The 24,447-nt window shown below is 42.0% G+C and carries 28 protein-coding genes, 1 other RNA gene and 1 other annotated feature; of the genes, 3 read left to right on the forward strand and 26 right to left on the reverse strand.

Annotated elements, in window-relative coordinates; genetic code table 11:
• Positions 1-27: 27 nt before the first annotated feature.
• The 7 genes from FD05_RS10405 to FD05_RS10430 all read right to left on the reverse strand — a co-directional run bounded on the left by FD05_RS10405 (position 28) and on the right by FD05_RS10430 (position 4,466).
• Positions 28-294 carry a YaaL family protein gene (locus tag FD05_RS10405; RefSeq protein WP_020279988.1) on the reverse strand — a complete coding sequence of 89 codons (267 nt, stop codon included), beginning with the start codon at positions 292-294 and terminating at the stop codon, positions 28-30.
• Between the two features lie 24 nt (positions 295-318).
• Complete coding sequence (gene recR, locus FD05_RS10410; RefSeq protein WP_020279987.1) at positions 319-918, reverse strand: recombination mediator RecR; 600 nt, start codon at positions 916-918, stop codon at positions 319-321.
• A 22-nt stretch (positions 919-940) separates the two neighbouring features.
• On the reverse strand, positions 941-1,252 hold the full coding sequence (locus FD05_RS10415; RefSeq protein WP_020279986.1) for a YbaB/EbfC family nucleoid-associated protein: 312 nt from the start codon (positions 1,250-1,252) through the stop codon (positions 941-943).
• Positions 1,253-1,269: 17 nt separating this feature from the next.
• On the reverse strand, positions 1,270-3,078 hold the full coding sequence (gene dnaX / locus FD05_RS10420; RefSeq protein ID WP_020279985.1) for a DNA polymerase III subunit gamma/tau: 1,809 nt from the start codon (positions 3,076-3,078) through the stop codon (positions 1,270-1,272).
• Positions 3,079-3,244: 166 nt separating this feature from the next.
• An RNA gene (gene ffs, locus FD05_RS11565) (signal recognition particle sRNA small type) lies at positions 3,245-3,331 on the reverse strand.
• 31 nt (positions 3,332-3,362) lie between these two features.
• Complete coding sequence (gene tadA, locus FD05_RS10425; protein ID WP_020279984.1) at positions 3,363-3,845, reverse strand: tRNA adenosine(34) deaminase TadA; 483 nt, start codon at positions 3,843-3,845, stop codon at positions 3,363-3,365.
• A gap of 12 nt (positions 3,846-3,857) precedes the next feature.
• Positions 3,858-4,466, reverse strand: coding sequence for a class I SAM-dependent methyltransferase (locus FD05_RS10430; protein WP_020279983.1), 609 nt, complete (start codon positions 4,464-4,466; stop codon positions 3,858-3,860).
• A 158-nt stretch (positions 4,467-4,624) separates the two neighbouring features.
• Between FD05_RS10430 and nrdH the strand changes: the two genes are divergently transcribed.
• The 3 genes from nrdH to nrdF all read left to right on the forward strand — a co-directional run bounded on the left by nrdH (position 4,625) and on the right by nrdF (position 8,093).
• On the forward strand, positions 4,625-4,855 hold the full coding sequence (gene nrdH / locus FD05_RS10435) for a glutaredoxin-like protein NrdH (protein ID WP_013728176.1): 231 nt from the start codon (positions 4,625-4,627) through the stop codon (positions 4,853-4,855).
• Between the two features lie 104 nt (positions 4,856-4,959).
• On the forward strand, positions 4,960-7,125 hold the full coding sequence (gene nrdE / locus FD05_RS10440; RefSeq protein ID WP_020279981.1) for a class 1b ribonucleoside-diphosphate reductase subunit alpha: 2,166 nt from the start codon (positions 4,960-4,962) through the stop codon (positions 7,123-7,125).
• An 11-nt stretch (positions 7,126-7,136) separates the two neighbouring features.
• Complete coding sequence (gene nrdF, locus FD05_RS10445) at positions 7,137-8,093, forward strand: class 1b ribonucleoside-diphosphate reductase subunit beta (RefSeq protein WP_020279980.1); 957 nt, start codon at positions 7,137-7,139, stop codon at positions 8,091-8,093.
• Between the two features lie 86 nt (positions 8,094-8,179).
• Here nrdF and FD05_RS11915 read toward each other — a convergent pair whose 3' ends face one another.
• The 19 genes from FD05_RS11915 to cysS all read right to left on the reverse strand — a co-directional run bounded on the left by FD05_RS11915 (position 8,180) and on the right by cysS (position 24,395).
• Positions 8,180-8,302: a hypothetical protein gene (locus FD05_RS11915; protein ID WP_020279979.1), complete on the reverse strand. Its 123-nt coding sequence runs from the start codon at positions 8,300-8,302 to the stop codon at positions 8,180-8,182.
• Between the two features lie 3 nt (positions 8,303-8,305).
• Positions 8,306-9,301: a D-2-hydroxyacid dehydrogenase gene (locus tag FD05_RS10450; RefSeq protein WP_020279978.1), complete on the reverse strand. Its 996-nt coding sequence runs from the start codon at positions 9,299-9,301 to the stop codon at positions 8,306-8,308.
• A gap of 99 nt (positions 9,302-9,400) precedes the next feature.
• Positions 9,401-10,867, reverse strand: a complete 1,467-nt coding sequence (locus tag FD05_RS10455; protein WP_020279977.1) for a UDP-glucose--hexose-1-phosphate uridylyltransferase — start codon at positions 10,865-10,867, stop codon at positions 9,401-9,403.
• A gap of 2 nt (positions 10,868-10,869) precedes the next feature.
• Positions 10,870-11,874, reverse strand: coding sequence for a UDP-glucose 4-epimerase GalE (gene galE, locus FD05_RS10460; protein ID WP_020279976.1), 1,005 nt, complete (start codon positions 11,872-11,874; stop codon positions 10,870-10,872).
• Between the two features lie 27 nt (positions 11,875-11,901).
• A complete protein-coding gene (locus FD05_RS10465) occupies positions 11,902-13,068 on the reverse strand; it encodes a galactokinase (protein ID WP_020279975.1) in 1,167 nt (388 codons plus the stop codon).
• Positions 13,069-13,386: 318 nt separating this feature from the next.
• Complete coding sequence (mprF, locus tag FD05_RS10470; protein WP_020279974.1) at positions 13,387-15,978, reverse strand: bifunctional lysylphosphatidylglycerol flippase/synthetase MprF; 2,592 nt, start codon at positions 15,976-15,978, stop codon at positions 13,387-13,389.
• Positions 15,979-16,124: 146 nt separating this feature from the next.
• On the reverse strand, positions 16,125-16,490 hold the full coding sequence (rplL, locus tag FD05_RS10475; RefSeq protein WP_020279973.1) for a 50S ribosomal protein L7/L12: 366 nt from the start codon (positions 16,488-16,490) through the stop codon (positions 16,125-16,127).
• Positions 16,491-16,529: 39 nt separating this feature from the next.
• A complete protein-coding gene (rplJ, locus tag FD05_RS10480; RefSeq protein WP_020279972.1) occupies positions 16,530-17,042 on the reverse strand; it encodes a 50S ribosomal protein L10 in 513 nt (170 codons plus the stop codon).
• A gap of 27 nt (positions 17,043-17,069) precedes the next feature.
• Positions 17,070-17,188: a sequence feature (ribosomal protein L10 leader region), on the reverse strand.
• 62 nt (positions 17,189-17,250) lie between these two features.
• Positions 17,251-17,958, reverse strand: a complete 708-nt coding sequence (gene rplA, locus FD05_RS10485; protein ID WP_020279971.1) for a 50S ribosomal protein L1 — start codon at positions 17,956-17,958, stop codon at positions 17,251-17,253.
• Positions 17,959-18,057: 99 nt separating this feature from the next.
• On the reverse strand, positions 18,058-18,483 hold the full coding sequence (gene rplK / locus FD05_RS10490) for a 50S ribosomal protein L11 (protein WP_013728260.1): 426 nt from the start codon (positions 18,481-18,483) through the stop codon (positions 18,058-18,060).
• Between the two features lie 120 nt (positions 18,484-18,603).
• Positions 18,604-19,446, reverse strand: a complete 843-nt coding sequence (locus tag FD05_RS10495; protein ID WP_039932223.1) for an alpha/beta fold hydrolase — start codon at positions 19,444-19,446, stop codon at positions 18,604-18,606.
• 19 nt (positions 19,447-19,465) lie between these two features.
• Complete coding sequence (nusG, locus tag FD05_RS10500) at positions 19,466-20,014, reverse strand: transcription termination/antitermination protein NusG (RefSeq protein WP_020279969.1); 549 nt, start codon at positions 20,012-20,014, stop codon at positions 19,466-19,468.
• 106 nt (positions 20,015-20,120) lie between these two features.
• Entirely contained in the window at positions 20,121-20,297 is a 177-nt protein-coding gene (gene secE / locus FD05_RS10505) for a preprotein translocase subunit SecE (RefSeq protein WP_020279968.1), read from the reverse strand.
• A gap of 24 nt (positions 20,298-20,321) precedes the next feature.
• Positions 20,322-20,471: a 50S ribosomal protein L33 gene (gene rpmG / locus FD05_RS10510; RefSeq protein WP_008858258.1), complete on the reverse strand. Its 150-nt coding sequence runs from the start codon at positions 20,469-20,471 to the stop codon at positions 20,322-20,324.
• Positions 20,472-20,522: 51 nt separating this feature from the next.
• Positions 20,523-21,080: a sigma-70 family RNA polymerase sigma factor gene (locus tag FD05_RS10515; RefSeq protein ID WP_020279967.1), complete on the reverse strand. Its 558-nt coding sequence runs from the start codon at positions 21,078-21,080 to the stop codon at positions 20,523-20,525.
• A 146-nt stretch (positions 21,081-21,226) separates the two neighbouring features.
• Positions 21,227-21,760 (reverse strand): NYN domain-containing protein, encoded by a 534-nt coding sequence (locus FD05_RS10520; RefSeq protein WP_020279966.1) that lies wholly within the window; start codon positions 21,758-21,760, stop codon positions 21,227-21,229.
• A 19-nt stretch (positions 21,761-21,779) separates the two neighbouring features.
• The gene (gene rlmB, locus FD05_RS10525; protein WP_051990568.1) at positions 21,780-22,580 is read right to left on the reverse strand and encodes a 23S rRNA (guanosine(2251)-2'-O)-methyltransferase RlmB; all 801 of its coding nucleotides are present in this window, start codon (positions 22,578-22,580) and stop codon (positions 21,780-21,782) included.
• Positions 22,570-22,980 carry a Mini-ribonuclease 3 gene (locus FD05_RS10530; protein WP_020279964.1) on the reverse strand — a complete coding sequence of 137 codons (411 nt, stop codon included), beginning with the start codon at positions 22,978-22,980 and terminating at the stop codon, positions 22,570-22,572. Before FD05_RS10530 ends, rlmB begins: the two co-directional genes overlap by 11 nt.
• A gap of 8 nt (positions 22,981-22,988) precedes the next feature.
• Complete coding sequence (gene cysS, locus FD05_RS10535; RefSeq protein ID WP_020279963.1) at positions 22,989-24,395, reverse strand: cysteine--tRNA ligase; 1,407 nt, start codon at positions 24,393-24,395, stop codon at positions 22,989-22,991.
• Positions 24,396-24,447 lie beyond the last annotated feature (52 nt).

Genomic DNA, 24,447 nt, shown 5'->3' on the forward strand with positions numbered 1-24,447 from the left:
ATTGACAAATAATCCCGGTAAACAAGGTTATTCAAAATCATCATGGTCATAGCTGATAACTGAGGGCTGAATTTGGTAATTCTTAATTTTCCGAATCCGAGCCTCTTTATATATGAAGAAATATTTTTGTCGTGCCAGAGCAGTTTCCTGTTCCATCTCCATATCACTATCAGCAACAGCTTCTTGAGTTTGAGCTGCATGGTCCCACTCTTCTTTCAAGTTGTTAATTAAATCCAGCAAACGATCATCATATTCTCTTTTGACATTTTGACGTCTCAATCGATTAAAAAACATTGAATGCATCTCCACCTTATCGAGTTAAATTTCAGTTCGTCCTTGAACAGCTTTAAACAAAGTCACTTCGTCAGCATATTCAATATCAGAACCCACGGATAAGCCGTGAGCTAAACGGGTCACTTTGATTCCAGCGGGTTTAATCAGCTTACTCAAATACATAGCCGTTGCCTCTCCCTCTGGCGTCGCATTGGTAGCCACGATCACTTCTTTAACGGCTTTAATCTTCTGAAGGCGTTTAATCAACGAACTGATATTGAGATCTTCAGGCCCTTTACCCTCAATCGGTGATAAAACACCGTGGAGAACATGGTACAAACCATGATACTCCTGGACTTTTTCCATCACCATCACGTCTTTTGGCTCTTCAACCACTAAAATGGTGGATTGATCGCGAGTCTTATCACGACAAATCTCACAAGGATCTTCATCGGTTAAATTACCACAAATTGAACAATAATGAAGATCATTTTTAGTTGCAACCAGTGCCTTCGAGAATTCTTTCACATCGTCTTCATTCATATCGATGGTATAAAAAGCCAGCCGGGTTGCAGTCTTACTGCCGATTCCTGGTAATTTCATATAACTATCAATTAATTTTGCAATTGCTTCAGGATATTGCATATTTTCCCCTTTTTAACGCTGATTACATTCCTGGGATACCCTTAGTGTATTTACCCATGGTGCTTTCAGTGGCTTTATCAACCTTGGTAATCCCGTCATTCACGGCAGTTAAAATCAAGTCGCCCAACATTTCAGGATCGTCCGGATCAATAGCTTCCGGCTTAATTTGAATATCAGTCATCTTTTTGTCACCTGTGAAGGTTACTTCAACCATATCATCGGGAGCAGTTCCTTTGAATTCTTGTTGCTTCAGGTTTTCCTGCTCTTCGCCAAGCTGCTTTTGCATCTTCTTCATTTGTTTCATCATTTTGTTCATGTTCATGCCGTTCATCATAATTGGTTTCCTCCTAATTAATCATCTTTAATATCTAAAATATCTGTGCCGAAGATCTCGGCAGCTTTCTTCACGACTGGCTGACTTTCTGGATCCCCCTCTGTAGGGTTATCAGGCTCATCATCAGCCGAATCAACTTTTGGGTCGGCATTCTCAGTATTCTTTGAAACCGCTTTTTTTAGCTTATCCTTGTGATTGGTCAAATACTCCTTACGAATGTCCGGCCACTGATTTTCTGGGACAAAGACAATCTGAGGTGCCTTACCCACAATGCGATCAAGATTGTTCTCAAGGGCATCCTTCAAATCGGTATCTCCCTGTGCCTTTTGGTACAAGAACGGATACTCAAAGGCAACAATCACACCACCAGCACTGGCAGCTACCGGTGAAGAGACGTGCATAACAGCCCGTTGAGTCACGGATAAAGCCTTCATCAAATCAGGCCAAACTTCCTTAAACTGATTCAACTGCTTCCGAGTTGCCTTGCCTAATATTGGATAAATCTTTGCCAATTCAATGTGATTGTCCATTGTATGCGCATCCACACTGGGCTTTGCCGGCTCTGGTGTGCTGATGGTCGTTGTTTCAGTTGTTGGCGCTTGTTTAAGAGTATCGAGCTCTGATTTTAATTTAGCGACCTCTTGGGTTAGCTGCTGGATCTCTGTAGTCACTTGAGGGGTAACGGTGGTTTGAGGAGCTGGTTGAGGTGCAGCTGTGCCAGCCGCTTTAGGCTTTGGTGCATCATCCAAATGCGTAATTTTAACTGTTAAGACTTCCAAATAGACATCAGGATGGGCCGTATATCTTAAGGAATTAGAAATGTCATTTAATTCATTAATGATTTGATAGATTTCCTGATCACTGATCTGACCACTCAGTTTCTTGAACTTGTCGTCAATGATTCCCAGTTCCATCTCTTCAACGATTCCAGGATCCTGTTGATATAGAAGAATATCTTGGCAGTAACTGGTCAAGTCCTCGATAAATCGACTGGCATCCTTGCCTTCGTCCAATATCTTCTGAATGGTAATCAGCGCACTCTTGGTATCTTTATTAACAACTTGTTCGATATAGGTTGTCAATAACTCGTTGGTCACACTACCAGTGACAAGTAAAGCGTTCTCATAGGTGATTTTGTTATCCCCGTATGACATCGCTTGATCCAGGATACTCAATGCATCCCGCATCCCACCTTCAGCGGCTTTAGCGATTAATTTGAGTGCTTTATCATCATATTCAACCTTTTTTTGATCAAGGATATATTCCATCCGTTCTAAAATATCCTGTGGTTTAATCCGCTTAAAATCAAACTTCTGGGTCCTGGAGATGATGGTTGCCGGGATTTTATGGGGCTCGGTAGTGGCCAGAATAAAGATGACATTTGCCGGTGGCTCTTCCAGTGTCTTCAATAAGGCATTAAATGCGCCTGTAGAGAGCATATGAACTTCATCAATAATGTAGACCTTATAATCCGCTTGGGTTGGCGCATACTTTGCCTTATCCCGAATGTCCCGGATTTCCTCAACGCCGTTATTTGAAGCGGCATCAATTTCAATCACGTCGTTTAAACTACCCTCATTAATCGCCTTACAAGTCTCACATTGGTTACAAGGCTCACCATCTTTCAAATAGTGGCAGTTAACCGCTTTGGCAAATATTTTGGCAGCAGAAGTTTTCCCCGTCCCCCGTGGACCGGTAAATAAATAGGCATGACTCGTCTGTTTAGTAATTAAAGCATTTTTTAATGTTCGCGTGATGATCGATTGGCCGACGATTTCGTCAAATCGTTGTGGTCGCCAAACCCGATATAATGCCTGATAGCTCATTACTAAATCCTCCAAAATTGATTGCCAAATTCTTAAATTCGTTCATTTGAAACGTCTAAATAATTATATGATGAATTGGGCAAGAGTGCAATCAACGACCGTGACATCCCCACTAAATTTCTCGAAAAAAATGCTCTCAGCAAAATTTGCTGAGAGCGAAAGTTCTATGTACAAGAGGCACAAGGTTGATGATACTTAGTGCTGCTTCCTTCCGGACCTGACACAATTCGTAACCCGACCCTTGCCTCAGGGCCTTGCGGCAATATCTATCATAACTTAAATGTTTAAGAATTGCCAGTCTTAATCTTTCTTTTCTTGCGGGCTGCTTTAAAAAAATCTTTCATGATTTGGGAAGATTGATCTGCTAAAACACCTTCAACAACGTGAACTTGGTGGTTAAGCCGAGAATCTTCTAAAACGGTGTAGAGACTTCTTGTCGCACCCGCTTTTGGATCGCGGGCACCGAAGCAAACATTTTTAATTCGTGAATTAATGATTGCACCCGAACACATCAGACAGGGTTCGATCGTCACGTAAAGATCACAATCAACCAGTCGCCAACTTTGTAAGGCACGGCAGGCCTCCTCAATTGCTAAAACTTCAGCATGGGCAATGCCATCATTCAGATGTTCACGGAGGTTGTGCCCACGGCCAACGATCAGACCGTTATGAACAACGACTGCGCCGATTGGAACTTCACCAATCATGTATGCTTTTTGAGCCTCGACTAAAGCAGCCTTCATAAAACGACTATCAGCTTGAAACATTTTGAGCCCTCACTATTTCTTAATGCTTTGTAAAATGTAGTATCCCTTATCTCTTTTTAAAATTGTGCAGTTTCCAAATAACTTTGTCATTAATTTTTTTGCTGACGGCGCCCCTTGCTTCTTCTGCAAAACAACAGTTAGTGTTCCACCGTCGACCAAATGATCAACAGCTCCGGAGATCATCGCATCAACGACTTTTTTACCCGCTCTAACGGGTGGATTGGTGATAATTGCGGCATAATCATCCTTGATTGCTTCATATATGTCGCTCTCAAAGATGTGCACATTCTCAACGCGATTTTCCGCGGCATTCTGTTTGGCCAATTCCAACGCCAATTCGTTGACGTCAACCATATCGATTTGGCGTGCGGGAAATGCTTTGGCGATTGAAATTCCGATCGGACCATATCCGGTACCCATGTCTAAAAGCTTACCGTCAGGAATGATGTCATAGTTAATGTTGTTCACCAAGACACGACTGCCGTAATCAACCGTATGCTTAGAAAACACACCGTTGTCAGAAGTGAACACTAAGTTGTTTCCAAGCAACACAAAGTTCCATGTGATCGGTTGGGATTCAACATCTGGATGCTTGGAATAGTAAAATGAATTGTCTGTCATAAAAATCTCCTATTTTGTCTTTCACAATCGTTACCCATATTTGGTGCTTACAATTAGTTTTATCACAATATATTGTGTTTTAATCGTTGCATTTCACACTATTTAGTGTAAACTTGAATCATAAATTAAATTTTAACGAAACAGGGGAAGTGTTTATAATGGCTAAAATTACACTATATTCAAAGAACAACTGCATGCAATGCAAAATGACGAAACGTTACCTTTCAGAACACAATGTTCAATTTGAGGAACACAACATCAACGAGCAACCACAATATATTGATTACCTCAAGCAACGAGGCTTCATGGCTGTACCCGTTGTTGATGTTGATGGTAAGCAAGCATTCAGCGGCTTTAGACCAGATCAACTCCAGTCGATTGCCGGCTAATTGCCTTTATCCATTCTAACATATTGATTTTAGATTAGCGGGCGAAACCACAAACGGTCTCGCCCCCTTTTATTCCTAATTCCTAAGAAAGCGTGGTACTAAATATGTCACTTCACAACCTAAAGGATGTTACATACTTCGACTTGAACAATGAAATTAACATCCCAGTCAATGGTCAAATCCCATTGCAAAAAGATCAGGAAGCCCTCCAAGCTTTCCTGAAAGAAAACGTTCAGCCAAACCTGATGAAGTTTGACAGTATTAAGGATCGTTTTGATTACTTAATCGAAAACAATTACTATGAAGCAGATTTCGTTAACAAGTATCAGATGTCATTCATTGAAAAATTATATCAATATTTGAACGATCAAAACTTCCATTTCAAATCATTCATGGCAGCCTATAAATTCTATGCCCAATATGCGTTGAAAACAAACGACAACGATTCATATTTGGAAAGCTTTTTGGATAGAGTTGCTGCTAATGCGCTCTTCTTCGCCGATGGTGATGAAAAGCTTGCCATGGACTTGGCTGACGAAATTGTTCATCAACGTTACCAACCTGCCACCCCAAGCTTCCTGAATGCCGGACGTGAAAATCGTGGTGAGTTTGTTTCATGTTTCTTGATCCAAACGACCGACGACATGAATACGATTGGTCGAACAATCAACTCAGCTCTCCAACTCTCAAGAATTGGTGGTGGAGTTGGGATTAATCTTTCCAATCTTCGTGAGGCCGGCGCACCCATCAAACATATTGAAGGGGCAGCTTCCGGTGTTGTTCCAGTTATGAAGCTGTTGGAAGACAGTTTTTCATACTCGAACCAGTTGGGCCAACGTCAAGGTGCCGGTGTGGTCTATCTATCCGTCTTTCATCCAGACATTATTGAATTTTTGGGTGCAAAAAAGGAAAACGCAGACGAAAAGATCCGTTTGAAGACTCTTTCGCTTGGCGTCACCGTTCCTGACAAGTTTTATCAACTAATCAAAGCAAATGCCGATATGTATTTGTTCAGCCCTTACGATGTAGAACGCGAGTACGGTGTGCCATTCTCATATGTCGACATTACAAAGGAATATGACAATTTAGTTGCTAATGACAAGATCTCTAAAAAGAAGATTAAAGCACGAGACTTGGAAACTGAAATTAGTAAGCTTCAACAAGAATCCGGTTACCCCTACATCATTAATATTGACACTGCCAATCGCGACAATCCAATTGCCGGTCGCATTGTAATGAGTAACCTGTGTTCAGAAATTCTCCAAGTTCAGACCCCGTCGACTGTTGATAACCAACAGCATTACATTAAAATGGGCAAAGATATCTCATGTAACTTGGGATCAACCAATATCAATAATATGATGGCTGGCGATGATTTCGGCCACTCCGTTGAAAGCATGGTTCGAGCACTAACATTTGTCACTGACCATTCCAATATCGACGTTGTACCATCAATCCAAAAGGGTAATAAAGAGTCCCATTCAATCGGCTTAGGTGGTATGGGTCTCCACAGCTTTTTGGCTAAACATCATATGTATTATGGTTCACCAGAATCAGTTGAGTTCACCAGCGTTTACTTCATGCTTTTAAACTATTGGAGCCTAGTTGCATCTAACAAGATCGCCAAAGAACGCAAAGAAACATTTGGCAACTTCGAAAACAGCAAGTATGCTGATGGAAGTTACTTCGATAAGTATCTTGATGAATCATTTGCACCAAAGTCCGCTGAAGTTAAAGCATTGTTTAAAGACGACTGGATTCCTTCAAAAGAAGATTGGGAAGCTCTCAAAGAATCAGTCATGAAATACGGTCTCTACCACCAAAACCGTCTGGCAGTCGCTCCTAATGGTTCAATTTCATACATCAATGACACCACTGCCAGCCTTCATCCAATCATCAACCGGATTGAAGAACGACAAGAGTCAAAGATCGGTAAGATCTATTACCCAGCGCCATACCTTTCAAACGATACCATGCCTTACTACACATCAGCCTATGATATGGATATGCGCAAAGTCATTGATATCTACGCCGCCGCTCAGGAGCATATTGATCAAGGCATGGCATTGACCCTCTTTATGCGTTCAACGATCCCAGAAGGATTGTATGAATGGAAAAATGGTCGGACAGACAAGATGACCACTCGAGACTTGAACATTTTGAGAAACTACGCCTACAAAAAAGGTGTTAAATCAATTTATTACATTCGAACTTTCACTGATGATCAACAAGAAGTTGGCTCTAATGAGTGTGAAAGCTGCGTCATTTAAAGGAGAAATTCATGACTGAGAATTATAAAGCAATTAATTGGAACGCCATCGATGACCAAATCGACAAGGCAACTTGGGAAAAGTTAACTGAACAGTTCTGGCTGGATACCCGGATCCCATTGTCAAACGATTTATCAGATTGGCGGACTTTAGACCAAGACCATCAGTGGGTGGTTGGCCACGTATTTGGCGGCTTAACCTTGTTGGATACCCTTCAATCGCAAGAAGGAATGGCTTCATTGCGTAAAGATGTTCAAACCCAGCATGAAACAGCTGTTTTGAATAACATTCAATTCATGGAATCCGTCCACGCCAAAAGTTATTCATCAATCTTCTCGACGTTAAACACCCCAGACCAAATTGATGAAATCTTCGACTGGAGTGACAGTGAAGAATTCTTACAAAACAAAGCAATCAAGATTCGTGATATCTATGCCAACGAACCAGATCCATTAAAGAAGAAAGTCGCCAGTGTCTTCTTGGAAACCTTCCTGTTCTATTCTGGGTTCTATACCCCACTATGGTACTTGGGTCATAATAAGATCCCTAACGTCGCCGAAATCATCAAATTGATTCTCCGTGACGAATCAGTCCACGGGACTTACATTGGCTACAAATTCCAAATTGGCTACAACCAGTTACCAAAGGAAAAACAAGAAGATATGAAGAACTGGATTTATGATTTCTTGTATAAACTGTACGGAAATGAAGAAAAGTATACCCATATCTTGTACGACCAAACTGGCTGGACTGAAGATGTATTGACCTTTATCCGTTACAATGCCAACAAGGCGCTAATGAACTTGGGTCAAGATCCCCTCTTCCCTGATACGGCAGAGGACGTCAACCCGGTGGTCATGAACGGAATTTCAACTTCAACGGCAAACCATGATTTCTTCTCACAGGTAGGGAACGGTTATCTGTTAGGAAACGTGGAGTCAATGAAGGATTCGGATTACGATATTTAGAGTGTGACGAGACCCGGTTAGGGCCCAGAGCATAAGTAATTAAAGCCAATGATGAACGGTTCTTGTTCGTCGTTGGCTTTAATTACTTATGTGGCCGGGCCCTGGGTCATCGGAACACGTTTCCACAAAATAACATCCAAATAACCACCAAAGAAAGGCTGATACAACTCCCAACCAGGAATTGTATCAGCCTTATTTGTATCTAACAATATCTAATCCACCAGATCTGCTGGTATCTTTCCGCTCATCATCATTTCCAGATTTCCCAACGAAATATCAATCATATTCTTAACAGCTTCACTGGTATGGAACGCAGAATGCGGTGTAATCAAAACATTTGGCATCATTGAGAGTTTCAATACATCCGGATTCGTCACCTGTTTGGTGGACCTGGAATCCTGCAGATCAGCAGACTCATTTTCAATAGTATCAATTCCAGCACCGGCAATCTCACCACTTTGCAGCGCATACATCAAATCATCAGTGTCAACAATTGATCCCCGAGCCGTATTAATCAGCAGTGCAGTATCCTTCATCTGCTCAAACACTTCATGATTAAATTGGTGGTAATTGGCTTCAGTTGCGGGCATATGAATGCTGATAATATCGCTTTGATTATATAGATCGTCAAGACTCTTGACATATACAAACGATTCATCAGTCGTTTTTTGTGGATACTTGTCATAGGCAATAACGCTTGCCCCCAGACCTTTAAACAACTTAATGGCTGCACGTCCAATTCGCCCGGTTCCAAGGACACCGACAGTCTGCTCACTCATCAATCGTCCCATAAAATTTGGTGAGAAGTGAAACTGATGTTTTTGATCTAATTGCTGACGCATGTAGCCAACTTTTCTTGATAAATAAAGGGACATCATCACAGCAAATTCAGCAATACTTTCAGGGCTGTATGCAGGGACATTGGTAATCCGGACGCCATTTTCCTTGGCAGCTGGAAGATCAATATTATCAACCCCAACGTTGCGCAATGACAAATATTTAATTCCCATTTTTTTAAATGATTCAAATAATTCAGCAGAATATGGAATTGTTTGGAGGCATGAAACACCATCAAACCCAGCGGCTTCTTCGACCGTTTCTTGATTCAAAGTGGTTGTCGTGTACTTGACTTCGATACCATGATCCTTCCCCCACTTCTCGATGAATGGGATTTCGTCATCCCGGACGTTATACACAATAAATTTCATAATTGCCTCCTAATTTAGTTGCAAATTTGTTTCCGCTTCCATTTTACCAAAAAAATGAGGTTGGTGACAAAACACGTTTGTCCCAACCCCATCATGATGCTATTTAAGTTGATCAATGAAGCGATCAAAGGCCGCTTGACCTTCGTCATTCCACTTATAAACACCAGCATCTTCCAGAACTCTGCCAAAGACTTTGCCGACTTCTTCATCGACTAATTCTTCAACATTGTTTTTAGTGAAGTTGTCGCGTTTCATCAACTCATCTGCCCAAGGCTTGTGATAATCAGCAATTTGATTATCTTCACCTAAGACATACTTTTCGACTTCTTTCATTTCGGTCTTCAGACGAGCTGGTAGAATTGCCCGGCCCATCACTTCGATCAAACCGATATTTTCTTTCTTAATGTGTTGGACATCCTTATGTGGATGGAAAATTCCGTCTGGGTACTTGTCCGAAGTTTGGTTATCGCGTAAAACAATATCCATTTCGAATTTGTCACCATTCATTCTGGCGATTGGCGTCACGGTATGATGGCGGGTGCCATCTGTGTATGCCCGGATATCAACTGATTCATCCGAATAATTCTTCCAAGTTTCGGCAATCTTGTTTGCTGCGTTAACAACTTGATTGGCATCTTTGCTAAGAAGACGGATGGTTGCCATTGGCCACTTCACGATACCGGCCTCCAAGCCATCAATGCCAAAGTCAACAGGACGATCGATTTTAGCCTTCATCATTGGGAATGTGTGGCGACCACCTTGATAATGGTCTTGTGCCAACAATGATCCACCAACAATTGGCAAATCAGCATTGCTTCCAACAAAGTAATGTGGGAACTGCTTGATAATATCGGTCAAATTAACGAATGTTCGTTGGTCAATTGACATCGGCACGTGCTTTTGATTCAGAAAGATCGCATGTTCACCAAAGTAAGCATAGGGTGAATATTGGAAGCCCCATGGTTCACCGTTGATCATCATTCTAATCACTCGGTGATTGCTACGGGCTGGATAGCCAAGACGGCCCAAATAGCCTTCGTTTTCAATCGCTAACGGTCCTACGGGATAACTGGTAGACTTTGCTCTGCCCGCTGCAGCAATCGCCTTAGGATCCTTCTCAGGCTTGGATAGGTTAATGGTGATTTCAAGATTGCCATAATCTGTCTTGGTTTCATAAGAAATATTTTTGGCAATTGCCCGAGTCTTGATATAATCATTATCCTGACTCATGTGATAGAAATAGTCAGTGGCTGCATCAGGAGATTGTTCATACTTGTTCCAGAAAATATGGTTTAGCGTCGATGGAATTGGTGTGATCAAGTCCATCAATTGATCCTCAAGAATTTCCCGGTTGGTAATCGAATCTTCAATTTTGCCATGTTGAATTGCTAAATCCACCAAGTCATTGGCCAAATCGACTGCAGAACTGTCTTCGGTTGAATCGCCAAAGCCATCCCCGATCAGTCTAAAAATCAGATTGGTAACATAAATCCGGTCAACATCTGAATATGGTGAATCTGATTTGATAATTAAATCGACAAATTTTTCAACTGCTGATTGGCTCATGTTTACTGATTTCCTTTCTGATCGTCATAACCCTTTGGATGAGTTTCTTTCCAGTTCCAGGCGGTCTTAATGATTTCGTGAACATCATCAAATTGTGGCTTCCAGCCAAGGACCTTCCGTGCTTTATCGCTAGCGGCAATCAAAGTACTTGGGTCACCGGCACGACGTGGACCCATCTTGGCAGGAATTGGCTTGCCGGTGACATCACGGGCTGCATCCAACATTTGTTTGTTGGAGAAACCGGTTGATGAGCCTAAATTAAAGGCATCACTGTCGTTACCAGCCTGCAGGTATTTCAATGCCAAGATGTGTGCATCGGCTAAATCAAGCACATGTACATAATCACGTACGTTAGTGCCGTCTGGGGTGTCGTAATCGTCGCCGAAAATCGTCAACTGGTCACGTTCACCTGAAGCAACTTGTAAAATGATTGGTACCAAGTGGGTTTCTGGATGGTGATCTTCACCAATTGATCCATCCGGCTTAGCACCGGCAACGTTAAAGTAGCGCAGAGCAACAAACTTAATGCCATAGGCGACATCGCTCCAATGCATGATCTTTTCCATTGCCAATTTGCTTTCGCCATAGGGGTTGGTTGGAACTTGTGGGTCAGTTTCCTTGATTGGAATTTGTTTGGGTTCGCCGTAAGTTGCCGCAGTTGATGAGAAGACAATCTTCTTAACATTGTGGGCATTCATGACTTCAAGCAAACTGATCATCCCACCAGTATTGTTATCAAAGTACTTTAATGGCTTTTCCATGGATTCAGGGACAACGGAGAAGGCAGCAAAGTGAATCACACCTTCAATATCTTCTTTATCAAAAACATCGTTCATGAATTTCTTGTCACGAACGTCACCTTCATAAAAACGGGCCTTGGGATTGATTGCGGCTTTGTGTCCAGTAACCAAATTATCAACAACCGCGACATCATAGCCGTTTTCAACCAATCGATCAACCGTATGTGATCCGATATAACCTGCTCCACCTAATACTAAAATTGCCATTTAAATATCCTCCTTCTAATCAATTAACTACTTAATCTCTTTAGGGCCATCTGAAATTTCTGCAATGTAGAACTCTGCAGGATGACCAATTTCTTTCTCATAGACATCGCCGACATTTTTGGTGAAGGCGTCAACCTTGTCACGGTCGACAATCGCAATGGCACAACCACCAAATCCGGCACCAGTCATTCGGGCACCAACGACACCAGGTTGTTTCCAAGCGGTTTCGGCCAAAGTATCCAGTTCTTTACCAGTTACTTCAAAATCGTAATGGAGCGAAACGTGGGAAGCATTGATTAACTTACCAAAGGTTTTAAGATCATTGTTAACTAAAGCATCTTTTGCTTGAAGGGTTCGCTGATTTTCGAAAACAGCGTGACGAGCACGACGAATTAAAACATCATCGTTAATCAAGTAACTATTTTCATCAAATTCACTTTCAGTTAAATCGCCTAATGATTTGATAGGTAAGCCAACTTGCAAGCGTTTCAAGGCTTCTTCACATTGCGCGCGACGTTCATTGTATTTGGAATCTGCCAACTCACGGTGCTTCTTGGTATTCATGATCACAATCACACGGTCACCCATTTCAACTGGTACGTAATCGTAATCCAAAGTGTTGGTATCAAGCAAAACAGCTTGGTCCTTCTTGCCCATGCCAATCGCAAATTGATCCATGATTCCTGAGTTCACACCAATGTATTTGTTTTCAACTAATTGGCCGTATTTAACGAGGTCAAGTTCACTGATGCCAAGTGAGAAGACATCGTTGATAATTTCACCAGTTAGTAATTCAATGGCAGCTGATGATGACAAGCCAGCAGCATCAGGAAGATTACCATAGACAGCTAAATCGAAGCCGTGGCCAATCTTGTAACCATGTTCGATAATTTGAACCATCATTCCCTTGGGATAGTTGGTCCAGCTGTCAGCCTTGTTATAAGCGAGGTTATCCAATGAGATTTCAACAATCCCTGCATCCGGTACATTGCCTGAGAACATTCTGATGGTGTTGTCTTTTCTTTCACCATAAGCAGCGTAAATCCCCATGCTGATTGCACAAGGGAAAACGTGGCCACCATTAAAATCAGTATATTCACCAATTAAATTAATTCGGCCAGGTGAAAAGAATACTCTACTTGAATCGTAACCAAACTTGTCATTAAACTCTTTTTGTACGTCATCAGAAATCATAAATTTCATCCCTCTACATATATTTTAGTAAACTTTACTAACCAAAATTTAACTCATTTTGGTAGCGTTGTCAACCTTAACATCACAATTTTATGACTTGTAAAATACAATTAAAATCCCTGCTATGCTTGAAGAGTTAGCTTATAATTAACTAGTTTGTGAATGTGACCGATTTTTCATGAAAACGCTTCATTCGTTTCCAAACAAACCGCTTTATATCAAGGTAAAATTCAGTAAACATTTTGAATACTGAATCGACATCACTTCAATACAAAAAGATCACCGACATGCTTTCGTCGCTGATCCATAAGTAACCGTTTATTTAGGTTGATTGGCATCCATAATGTACCACAATGCTTTGGCAAGGCCCGCCGGCTTCTTATTGCGTGGTTGGTTGACCACTAAGATAATTTGTAGCACAGCGTAAACCAAACCGCTGCGGCGATAATATGCAATGTATTTGGACTCCCATTTATCGACGTACTTATCCTTGTATGAGCGCAGCCCCTCGAAACTGTATAACTTGTAGCCATACTGATAAATCAAATGGACAATCCGTTCCTGAGTGAAGCTGAAACGTGAAGTGCCGACATTAGAAAATGGGGACATGCCCAAATCAAAGTACTTGTACCCCTTATCATGAGATGTTTCGTACAGGTTAATTAAGATGCCATCCATAATTCCTGATGGCGCATCAGCCGATGAACGCATCAGGTCAATGGAAGTGGTAATCTTATTCCCATCTGGCATTAAATTAGCAAAGGCAACAATTTTTCCACGACTGTCTTTCATCACTGTGATTGGAGCTTGCTGGAGATAATAATCATCAAAGAACCCCAATGAAAATCCCTTTTCGGCTTTATTATCAAGCCATTCGTCAGAGATTTGTTTGAGAGTTTTCATCAACTCATCTGAAAATGGTGGCTGTAAAATTTCAAATTGATAGCCTTCGCGGTCAAATTTGTGCATCAATGCCCTTTCACCGCGATGCCTTTTGCCAGCTAATGTGAACTCATCCAAATCAACCAAACCATCCTCACCAGTTTTAATAAAGTCAAAACCCGTTTCGTGAAGACTCATTGTAAGTTCCTCATTAATTTCATAGAAGACCAGCTTGAGATCTGATTTATCCGCTTCTTTGACAAAATCGTCAATTGAAACGGAAAATTTTGCTTGGTCTCCGACTGGTTCACCCATGATCAGTAACTTGTCGGCAATTTTTTTGTACATAAAGAATACTTTATCTTCACCATCGACCGTATAAAAATAAATTTGCTTGTCACGAAGAAATGCCAGATGGCTGTCTTCATTACCACCAAATTTGTCAATCACCGCCTTAACTCGATCAGCGTTAAATCGCTGTGTGAGCCATTCTGGATGTCCGGCAGTCAAGTATGCATTGATGCCAACAAGAACCAGCAGAGCGATGATGAGGCCGATAAATCCCACGAACCAGGCACCAGCCGATGGAAAGAGATACGCTTTGTCAAAGTGCAAGGGTGATTTCTTATTAGCAGCGATTCCAATCAACGTGTAAATGACGAATGTCACGATAAAAATCGAGCTATTAAATAATAGGACGCCCCACGAATTTGCCATTCGTTCGCGGTATAGAACTGCCCTTGAAAGCCATAACGTAATTAAAATAATGACAAACAGCAAAATCATCCGCCAAGTGAACGCTTCATTAAACCAAGTATTGAAAATTGAAAGAATTAAAACGAAGACCGTTGGCATAAATGCCCGTCTTGTCCGTGTCCAAATGCCGCTTGCCAAGCCGATCAAGAGAAATGCAACCACGATATTCATAATATGGCTGACGAAGAAAATTGAATATGGCAACAGTTTAACGTACAACTTGTTCACAATCACCAAATTGGGCACAGTCGCAAAAAGCAACATCATGATCCCTGAAAAGTACATGAACCCAGTCAGAAAGACTTGCGCGATGCGTTGAATCAACAGACGTGGCAAGTCATCCAAGAAACTGTTCAGTTTGGTTCCGGTGTCGTGGATAAATAAACCGGTTCCGACAATGAATGGGAGAAGGTAATAAAATAATCGGTACAACAAAATCCAAACCAGCGCATCACTTCGAGCAACGCCAATAAATCCCAAACCAATGATGACAAAAATATCAAATGATCCTAAACCGCCAGGAATCATCGAAACAACCCCAGCAACGTTGGCAACAACGAAAATTGGGACAACCAGCCTTAAGTCGACTGGCAACTTCATAAGATAGCCAATTAATACAAAGAATCCCAGAGCACTGCCCCATTCAAGAAATGATCCGGCAGTCATCACAAGTTCTTGTTTGGTTGAAAGATCACTAAAGAATTGAGAGTCAGTCACCTTGGTAAAAATCATGACTCCTGGGAAGTAGACAGCGCCACCCAGCAACCAAATCCAGTACTGGGCGAAAGTTGTTCCAATTCCAAAACCAAAGATCATGATGAGTGAAACCAAACACAGCAAAGAAAGTCCTGAGATGAGGAATAAAGCAACTTTGGAGATCGCATATAATATTTGTTTCCGGGTGGCACCTTTGCCATAAAAGTGAGCCCGCAGACTTGCGCCAAGCAAGCCGCCGAACCCGAGTAAGTTGGTAAAAGTGTTCACAACCCAGCCGCTACGCACTATGTATTTTGGCGAAAATTTTGTTGGTAAGAACTGCACTATCGAATAATCATACACCAGCATTGGTAGAATGGAGATAAAGCCAACCACCAGCATGATGATTAAGGCACCTTTGCTTTGACTCGCCAAAACAGCTTTGAATTGATCGCCGTTGACTTCACGAATAATCTTTGCTAATTGACGAACGACAAAAATCAAAACAGAGAACACAAAAATGAGTTTGATCATTGTCATCCGTTTATCGATAAATTCTTTAACCTGCTTAATCATCGTTCCACCATCATTTCGTTTTGAATAGACAACTTTGCATCTATTATGCCAATTAATTGAATCCTGTACAACCAAGTTGCACAAAAAAACTGTGTACCGACAATGTCGATACACAGTTTTTGGAATGCTTAATTATCTTAATAAGACTACTTAAGAGTAACAGTTCCACCAACGGCTTCAAGTTGTTCCTTGATCTTGTTGGCTTCGTCTTCTGAAGCGCCTTCCTTGATGATTGATGGAACCTTATCCACAAGTCCTTTAGCGTCTTTCAAACCAAGACCGGTGATGTCACGGATAGCCTTGATGGCTTTAACCTTTTGGTCACCTGATTCAGTTAATTCAACATCGTATGAATCCTTAGCAGCAGCATCGCCACCAGCAGCACCTGCAGCAGCAACTGGAGCAGAAGCTGAAACGCCGAATTCGTCTTCGATTGACTTAACCAAGTCGTTAAGGTCAGAAATTGAAGCATCTTTTAATTGGTCAATAATATTATCTTTATCAAAAGCCATTATATTTTCCTCCATTAATTGGAATTTATTTAGTTCTGATTAGGCAGCGTCGCCATCGTCAGATTGTTTCTTGTCAGCAATAGCTTTAACACCATATGCGAAGTTGCGTACAGGTGCTTGAAGAATGTTAGCAAGAGTAGATAACAATTCTTCACGGCTAGGCAATGCAGCATATGCAGTAATTTCATCAAGACTGGCAACTTCACCATCGATAACGCCACCCTTAAGTTTAAGTTTGTCGTTAGCCTTTGCAAAGTTGTGGACGATCTTAGGTCCTGCAACAGGATCTTCTGATGAAAATACAACAGCAGTTGGGCCATTGAAAGTTGGTTTCAAATCTTCAAAGCCAGCATCAGTAGCAGCACGATCCATTACCTTGTTCTTGATAACTTCCATCTTAACGCCTTCGTCACGCAATTGCTTACGCAAGTCAGTAACTTCAGCAACAGTTAAGCCACGGTAGTTAATGATGACGATAGATGAAGCATTTTTCAATTCTTCAGTAACAGATGCAACCTTTTTTGCTTTTACAGCAACAGTTTGTTCACTCACGAATTTCACCTCCCAAAGTATTTGTTGGGACTTAATAAAAAATCCCTATGCCCACCCAGACATAGGAAAAAAGTAAAATTACTTTCCTCGGCAGGATATTAAGGCATGGAAGCCACCTGAGTCTTAGGCGAATATATCAGCAACTAACAGTCTATCACATTAAGTAATTGATCGTCAATTAGGGATTTTTTATTCAAATCGAAACTAATTAAGCTTCAACATTTGAGAATGAGTCAAGATCAACTTTGACGCCGGGGCCAAATGTAGTTGAAAGTGAAACGTTGTTAACGTAAACGCCACGTACAGAAGCTGGACGTGCTTTAACAATAACATCCTCAATTGTCTTCAAGTTACCAACAAGCTTGTCGGCATCGAATGAAACTTTACCAACTGGGACAGCCACGTTACCGTCACGGTCAGTCCGGTAAGTAACCTTACCAGCTTTTGATTCTTTAACCGCTTTGGCAACATCCATGGTAACAGTTCCAGTCTTAGGGTTTGGCATCAAACCTTTAGGTCCAAGAACACGGCCTAAACGTCCTACTTGAGCCATCATGTCAGGTGTTGCAATTGCAACATCGAAATCAAGCCAGCCACCTTGAATCTTTTGAACTAAGTCAGCTTCACCGACAAAATCTGCACCAGCTTCTTCAGCTGCTTTAGCATTGTCACCCTTAGCAAATACGACAACGGTTTGTTCCTTACCAGTACCATTAGGTAAGACAACGGCGCCACGTAATTGTTGATCAGCCTGCTTAGTATCAACGTTTAATTTAAACACAATTTCAACAGTTGAGTCGAATTTTGCGAAATCAATATCTTTTACCAATTGAACAGCATCTTTGATTGGGTATGCCTTTTCAGCATCAACCTTTTCAACAGCTGCCTTGTAGTTTTTACCTCTTTTACGAGCCATGTGTGTTTTCCTCCTTGCTTTGTGGTTATAACGGATTAACCTCCCACGCGACGTGAAACAGTGTGTCATCGTTAAAAGTTCTGATGCAACAGGTTTAGACTATCCTTCGACAGTAAAGCCCATGCTGCGTGCAGTACCTTCAACCATGCGCATTGCTGCTTCAACATCAGCTGCGTTTAGGTCTTTCATTTTAGTTTCGGCAATTTCTTTAACTTGGTCTTTGGTAACAGTTGCGACCTTGTTAGTATTTGGTTCGCCGGAACCCTTTTGAACACCAGCAGCTTTCTTGAGTAACACAGCAGCAGGTGGAGTCTTGGTGATGAAGTCGAATGAACGATCTTCATACACAGTGATAACTACAGGAATAATCATCCCTGCCTGATCGGCAGTACGTGCATTAAATTCCTTAGTGAATCCCATGATGTTGATACCTGCTTGACCTAATGCAGGACCAACTGGAGGGGCAGGTGTTGCTTTGCCCGCTGGAATTTGCAACTTAACAATATTCGCTACTTTTTTAGCCACGAGACATAACCTCCTTAAGTCCGTGTGTGGTAAATGGAGATCAAAATTTCTCCTCCCACGTTGGTATGCTTAAACATACCATACTAATATAACATAAACATATTCATTCAACAACCTAAATTAAACATTCCAAATGAACTTGGCAATACTTTTGTCAACAATGGCATTTTCATGTAGCAATCGATGGGTTGCCCGTCTGCCCCGAATCACAAGTTCGTGGTACTGAGCAGCCGGTTCTCGCAGTATATATCTCAACGAGAAGGCACTGTTTAATGAAACTTCCCCATCATCCTGCTGGCTGTTGCTAATTCGACCGGCAATGTTGAGCACCTTAATATCTTTGGGAATTGCAAAAATCCGTTGCGAAAGCGCTCGATAAATCGGCATCCGCTTCACTGGACCTTTGGCGTTCAATGGATAGGCGTCGACTTGGTCAGTACTCCTGGCAATTTCTGAATCATTAAATGGTCCGGCAATCGCGACAACATGCTTCACATCCACCGGTGTCATTTTGCTTTGATGGGTCAAAAACCAAAAAATCGTAATACATCCCATCGAATGACCAACCAGATTCACCTGCTCCACCCCATAACGGGTCTTAAGCAGTTCACAAATCTCTGAAAGCCACACTGCTTGTTGTTGCGGTCGAGACGATTTGTCCGCAAAAAGGACCTGGATCATGGCTTTGGATCGACTTAATTGACCTGATACACGAATTTCACCGTGTCGGCCCACCTTGACCACCATTGATTTATGCGCATGATATTGACGAGTCAGGCGGTTTAGTAGCCGACCAAACGACAATCGGTTACCAAAGTAGCCCGGAATAAACAGTGTTGGAATTGCTTCCAACTCATTTTCCGAATCACTATCGTTTCGAAGTGGATTTGGCTTGCCGAGAGCCATGATCCGTTCAGTGCCATATCCCACCAACAGAATGATGACCACAGCCATCCATACCATAATGACCACCTACTTTAGGTTAAAGAGCAGTATCAATTTGATTAAAGTCAAGGTCGGTGCTGGTTTCACGGCCAAACATTTCGATATTAACCTTAAGCCGCTGCTTTTCGTTATCGACTTCAGTCACTTTACCATCAAGTCCAGTAAATGCACCGTCAACGATTTTGACAGTATCACCGATGCTGACATCCAAGTCTTCGTGACGGGAGCTCATGCCGATTCGTTTCAATACCAAATCAACTTCATCAGGGAGCAATGGTGTTGGCTTGCTGCCTTGCCCATGAGAACCAACGAATCCGGTAACTCCTGGTGTGTTTCGAACAATATACCAAGCTTGATCGGTCATGATCATTTCAACCAGCACATAGCCAGGAAATGTCTTATCCATCTTGATTTTATCTTTACCGTTCTTAACTTCATGTTCCTCTTGTTCAGGGACAACTGTTCTAAAAATGTAATCCTGCATACCCATTGATTCTTTTCGGCTATCCAGGTTCATCTTCACTTTATTTTCGTATCCGGAATAAGTATGCAATACGTACCATTGTTTTTCTGCTGACTCGACCATGTTTTCTGCTCCTTCGTAAGTTCATCCAAAATTAGTTCAAATAAAAAAACCTGACACTTTTCGCAGGTTTCAACAACTTAACTATATCAAAGTTTTGCCAAAATGGCTATGCAAGAAATTGCAATGCCCATTGAACAATCCAATCAACAAGTCCTAAAAAGATCGCCATGATGATTGAAGTGCCAATAACGGTACTGGTATCAGTGCGGGTCTGAGTTGCATCAGGCCAGGTAACCAGCTTCATTTCTTGAGCAACTTTTTTGAAAAAATTAATTAATCGCAAAATTTTATCCCCTTACGTTTATGATTAACGAGTTTCTTTATGCAAAGTATACTTACCGCAATACTTGCAAAACTTATTGAGCTCAAGGCGCTTCGTCCGGTTAGGATTGGCAGGAATTGTATAATTCCGTGATCCGCAAACTGAACATGCCAGAGCGACTTTTCTTTGTGCCATTGTGGCACCTCCTTACAAGCATAGTAATAATAGCATTCAAAAACAATTCAGTCAATTTATCTCGCCATCAAATTTGCGCCAACAGCGTTCAAAGGCGTTAATGATCCCTCGCTGAGCTTTGGGGTCAAGATCCTGATAGCCATTACCGCTCATCATCATATCAAATGCGCGCTTTTCCAGTGGCGAGCAGCTGCTGTAAAGCTTCCGAAAGGCCTCGCTCATAATTGCCGAATCAACCGGGTTGCTGGCAGAGTTGTCCGCAACAGTCGTCGAATATAAATACTCATTTGCTTCGATTGAGGTTAACGGCTCCGTTGGGATGCGCTTTTGAGCATTGTTCACCCGAATCATATCAACGACCCGATTTCTCAGATTATGGCGATAAAAGGTCCCAAAGCTGCATTTCCGAGCAGGTTCAAAGCGGCACGCCGTTCGGAACAAGACGATTCGTGCTTCTTGATCCAAATCCTCCTTGTCACAACCGTTGATATAATATTCACGATGGAACTTACGGACAATTGGATAATACTTGGCAAACAGTTTTTCGAATGCCGCCTCGTCCTCATTAGCTGCTGCTTTAATAAGCTGAAAAGTTTCATTTGATAACATTTGATTTTCTCCTTCATCATTTTTTGTAATCAATCTCAATTACGAAAAACATTAAAGGAGAATCCAAATCCCGACAAGACGAACCAGCGTTCATGGGCTTAAAGTCTCACCTATACCAATTTTAAAATATCAGTAAACTGATATTTTTATTGGTCGTCATGCATCATTTTGTCCCGAAGCTTTTCCAGTTCGAGTAATTGTTTGGCATCGAACGGTGTGTGTCTAAACGCTTGACCTTTGTCGGTCATTTTCCGTGCCTCAACGTCAACTTCCTGCTTGGCGCGCTGAACATCCCTCAGCAATTCCCGAGCAGGGATTCGCAAAGCCCCAGCGGCAAAAATGGTCCATTGCTCAGCCTGATCACTTGTCGCCACAATCACCTGGGTAAAACGATTCTGCTTGCGATGCGCCAGAGCTTCAATATAACTATCAGCAGTTTGGTCCTTGCTCGTCCAAACAATTTCCATGTCAAACTTCCGAAAGCTTTTGGAATTGCCGGGAACATACATCGCATCAAAAACAACAATCATGTTGATGTCTCGATACTTCTTGTACTCAGACAATTCTGCCAAGAGCTGATCTCTGGCATCTTCTAGCCGGTTGGCCTGCTTGAGCTTATTCAAATGTGGCCAATTGCCAATCATATTGTAGGCATCGACAATTAACAGGTCTTCTTTCATTATTTCTCACCGACTTTGATTAATTTGATAGTGGATGACGGGAATTAAATCCTTGGTATATCAGAATGCTGGCAGCGACACTGGCGTTCAAACTTTGAATGTCGCCGATCATCGGAATGGTCAACATCTCGTCAACCTGCTTCTTTAACAATGGTGAAATTCCCTTACCTTCGTTGCCAATAATAACGGCCACGGAACCTTTGGCATCCCAATGACGATAATCCGTTCCAGAAATGTCGGTACCAAAGACCCACATGCCACGTTCTTTAAGCTCCTTGATGGTTGCTGATAAGTTGGTTACCCGAGCAACCGGCACCCGTTCGATCGCACCGGCAGAGGTTTTTGAAACTGTGGCGGTTAAACCGACAGCTCGATGTTTTGGAATGATGATTCCTGACACACCAGCCGCATCGGCAGTTCTGATGATTGACCCGAGATTATGGGGATCTTCAATATTATCAAGAATCACAAAGAACGGCTCTGCTTCTTGCTTCTTGGCATTAGCAAACAACTCATCAATCGTGGCATATTTGAATGCTGCAATTGATAATACCACGCCTTGGTGATTCTGGTTATTGGAAAGCTTATCAAGTTTCTGCTTAGGGACTTTAGAAATCACCAACCGCTTTTTGTGAGCCAGTTTCATAATTTCCGAGATAATATTGTCATCATCTTTGATCCCTGATTGGATAAATAACTTGTTTACCGGGTTCTCGCTCTTTAAAGCGGCAACAACCGGATGACGGCCAATCACAAATTCTTCACTCTGCTCCTGATCATCGTGATTGCGATGATCCTGACTATGATTCTCATTCTTCATGTTTAAGGTTCCCACTTTCTACTTGCTCAATACACCAATCAGCAATTTCTTTCATCCGATCAGTTTGGTCACTCAATGACAAATAGCCAAAAACGGCTTCAAAACCGGTTGAAATCCGGTACGTAATCACGTCCGTGTTTTTGGCATGCGTATGACTGTTGGCATTTCGGCCGCGTTTGAAATAATCCCACTCCCTGTCATTAAGCAGTTTATCTTGCTTCATTAAATCAATTAAGGCAGCTTGAGCCTTCGCTGATACGTAGTTGGTTGCGACGTGCTGTAAACGTTTCGGCTTCGTCAGGCCTTGGGCGATCAGATGCCGCCGAATAAATACTTCATAGGCAGCATCCCCCATGTACGCCAGTGCGATCCCGTTCAATTGGGAAAAATTATCAATCATTAAACTTGTTATTCCTTTCTAAACCGGGTCCCTTGTGGCGTATCTTCCAATACGATACCCCGGGCTTTCAGTTCTTCTCTAATCTCATCGCTGCGAATAAAGTCCTTGTCGCGACGAGCTTGCTCACGCTCATGAATCAGGTCCCAAATCTCGTCATCCTTTAATTCACTTTGTTCAAGCTTAATGCCAAAGACACCAGACAACTGACGAAGCGTATTAATGATGAATTGGAGACTTAATTTGAAAACAGTCTGACGTTCACTATAAGTGTTGGCAAATTTAGCCAATTCATAAACGGCAGCAATCCCATTTTGAACGTTGAAATCATCGTCCATCGCATCGGTGAAATCTGCAACGATTTGACGCACTTCTTGATCAGTCTTGGGATCATCACCTTCATCGGCATTGTGCAAGCGATACGTTAGGTTATTAAAGGCCGTCTGCAGCTTCTTGAGGTTGCTGCTGGCTTCTTGCACACTGGCATCACTATATTGAATGGGCCGGCGATAATGAGTCGTTGACATCAACAGACGAATGACCTGGCCATCGAGATTCTTGAGCAGGTCATGGACGGTAATAAAGTTGCCCAAAGACTTACTCATTTTCTCGTTGTCGTCGCCAATCGTTACGAACCCGTTATGCATCCAGTATTTGACAAAGGTTTGACCAGTATTCGCTTCGCTTTGGGCACGTTCGTTTTCATGATGAGGGAAGATCAAATCTTCACCACCACCATGAATATCAATGGTTTTGCCAAGGTACTTGGTTGACATCACAGAGCACTCAATATGCCAACCCGGACGTCCTTTACCCCAAGGTGAATCCCAGGAGATTTCGTCTCCTTTTGATTTCTTCCAGAGGGCAAAATCAATCGGATCTTCTTTTTTAGCCATTTCTTCAGGATTGACGTGTTGACTGGCACCAATTTCCAGTTGATCAACGTTAATGTGTGGCAAAGCTCCATAAGTTGGAAACTTTCGCGCACGGAAATAAACGTCACCGTCAACATCGTAGGCATACCCCTTATCGACTAAGGTTTTAACAAAGTCAATGATTTCTGGAATGTTTTGGGTTGCTCGTGGATGAATGACATCGCTGGAAATGTTCAATGCAGCAGTATCCTGCATAAACGCATTGATATACTTATCAGCAATCGCGCCGACTGTCGTATGGTTTTCTCTGGCAGCGTTAATCATCTTATCATCGACATCAGTAAAATTCGAAACGTACTTCACCTGATACCCCCGATACTCCAAGTATCTGCGAACAGTATCAAAAGCAATCGCACTTCTGGCATTCCCAATGTGGATGTAGTTGTACACGGTTGGGCCACAGACATACATTTTAACGACACCTGGGGTAATGGGTTCAAACTTCTCTTTTTTGCGTGTGAGGGTATTAAATATCTGCAACATTTCGAATTCCTCTCTTTATCTTTTATAGTCAAATAATATCATAATTCATATT

Origin of the sequence: Lentilactobacillus otakiensis DSM 19908 = JCM 15040 (genome assembly GCF_001434145.1) — a bacterium.
Classification (GTDB): Bacteria; Bacillota; Bacilli; order Lactobacillales; family Lactobacillaceae; genus Lentilactobacillus; species Lentilactobacillus otakiensis.

Excerpts from the sequence above, each read along its gene's own strand:
- FD05_RS10405 (WP_020279988.1), bottom strand. The coding sequence starts at position 294 with ATGTTTTTTAATCGATTGAGACGTCAAAATGTCAAAAGAGAATATGAT.
- recR (WP_020279987.1), bottom strand. The coding sequence starts at position 918 with ATGCAATATCCTGAAGCAATTGCAAAATTAATTGATAGTTATATGAAA.
- FD05_RS10415 (WP_020279986.1), bottom strand. The coding sequence starts at position 1,252 with ATGATGAACGGCATGAACATGAACAAAATGATGAAACAAATGAAGAAG.
- dnaX (WP_020279985.1), bottom strand. The coding sequence starts at position 3,078 with ATGAGCTATCAGGCATTATATCGGGTTTGGCGACCACAACGATTTGAC.
- tadA (WP_020279984.1), bottom strand. The coding sequence starts at position 3,845 with ATGTTTCAAGCTGATAGTCGTTTTATGAAGGCTGCTTTAGTCGAGGCT.
- FD05_RS10430 (WP_020279983.1), bottom strand. The coding sequence starts at position 4,466 with ATGACAGACAATTCATTTTACTATTCCAAGCATCCAGATGTTGAATCC.
- nrdH (WP_013728176.1), top strand. The coding sequence starts at position 4,625 with ATGGCTAAAATTACACTATATTCAAAGAACAACTGCATGCAATGCAAA.
- nrdE (WP_020279981.1), top strand. The coding sequence starts at position 4,960 with ATGTCACTTCACAACCTAAAGGATGTTACATACTTCGACTTGAACAAT.
- nrdF (WP_020279980.1), top strand. The coding sequence starts at position 7,137 with ATGACTGAGAATTATAAAGCAATTAATTGGAACGCCATCGATGACCAA.
- FD05_RS10450 (WP_020279978.1), bottom strand. The coding sequence starts at position 9,301 with ATGAAATTTATTGTGTATAACGTCCGGGATGACGAAATCCCATTCATC.
- FD05_RS10455 (WP_020279977.1), bottom strand. The coding sequence starts at position 10,867 with ATGAGCCAATCAGCAGTTGAAAAATTTGTCGATTTAATTATCAAATCA.
- galE (WP_020279976.1), bottom strand. The coding sequence starts at position 11,874 with ATGGCAATTTTAGTATTAGGTGGAGCAGGTTATATCGGATCACATACG.
- FD05_RS10465 (WP_020279975.1), bottom strand. The coding sequence starts at position 13,068 with ATGATTTCTGATGACGTACAAAAAGAGTTTAATGACAAGTTTGGTTAC.
- mprF (WP_020279974.1), bottom strand. The coding sequence starts at position 15,978 with ATGATTAAGCAGGTTAAAGAATTTATCGATAAACGGATGACAATGATC.
- rplL (WP_020279973.1), bottom strand. The coding sequence starts at position 16,490 with ATGGCTTTTGATAAAGATAATATTATTGACCAATTAAAAGATGCTTCA.
- rplA (WP_020279971.1), bottom strand. The coding sequence starts at position 17,958 with ATGGCTCGTAAAAGAGGTAAAAACTACAAGGCAGCTGTTGAAAAGGTT.
- FD05_RS10495 (WP_039932223.1), bottom strand. The coding sequence starts at position 19,446 with ATGGTATGGATGGCTGTGGTCATCATTCTGTTGGTGGGATATGGCACT.
- nusG (WP_020279969.1), bottom strand. The coding sequence starts at position 20,014 with ATGGTCGAGTCAGCAGAAAAACAATGGTACGTATTGCATACTTATTCC.
- rpmG (WP_008858258.1), bottom strand. The coding sequence starts at position 20,471 with ATGGCACAAAGAAAAGTCGCTCTGGCATGTTCAGTTTGCGGATCACGG.
- FD05_RS10515 (WP_020279967.1), bottom strand. The coding sequence starts at position 21,080 with ATGTTATCAAATGAAACTTTTCAGCTTATTAAAGCAGCAGCTAATGAG.
- FD05_RS10520 (WP_020279966.1), bottom strand. The coding sequence starts at position 21,760 with ATGAAAGAAGACCTGTTAATTGTCGATGCCTACAATATGATTGGCAAT.
- rlmB (WP_051990568.1), bottom strand. The coding sequence starts at position 22,580 with ATGAAGAATGAGAATCATAGTCAGGATCATCGCAATCACGATGATCAG.
- FD05_RS10530 (WP_020279964.1), bottom strand. The coding sequence starts at position 22,980 with ATGATTGATAATTTTTCCCAATTGAACGGGATCGCACTGGCGTACATG.
- cysS (WP_020279963.1), bottom strand. The coding sequence starts at position 24,395 with ATGTTGCAGATATTTAATACCCTCACACGCAAAAAAGAGAAGTTTGAA.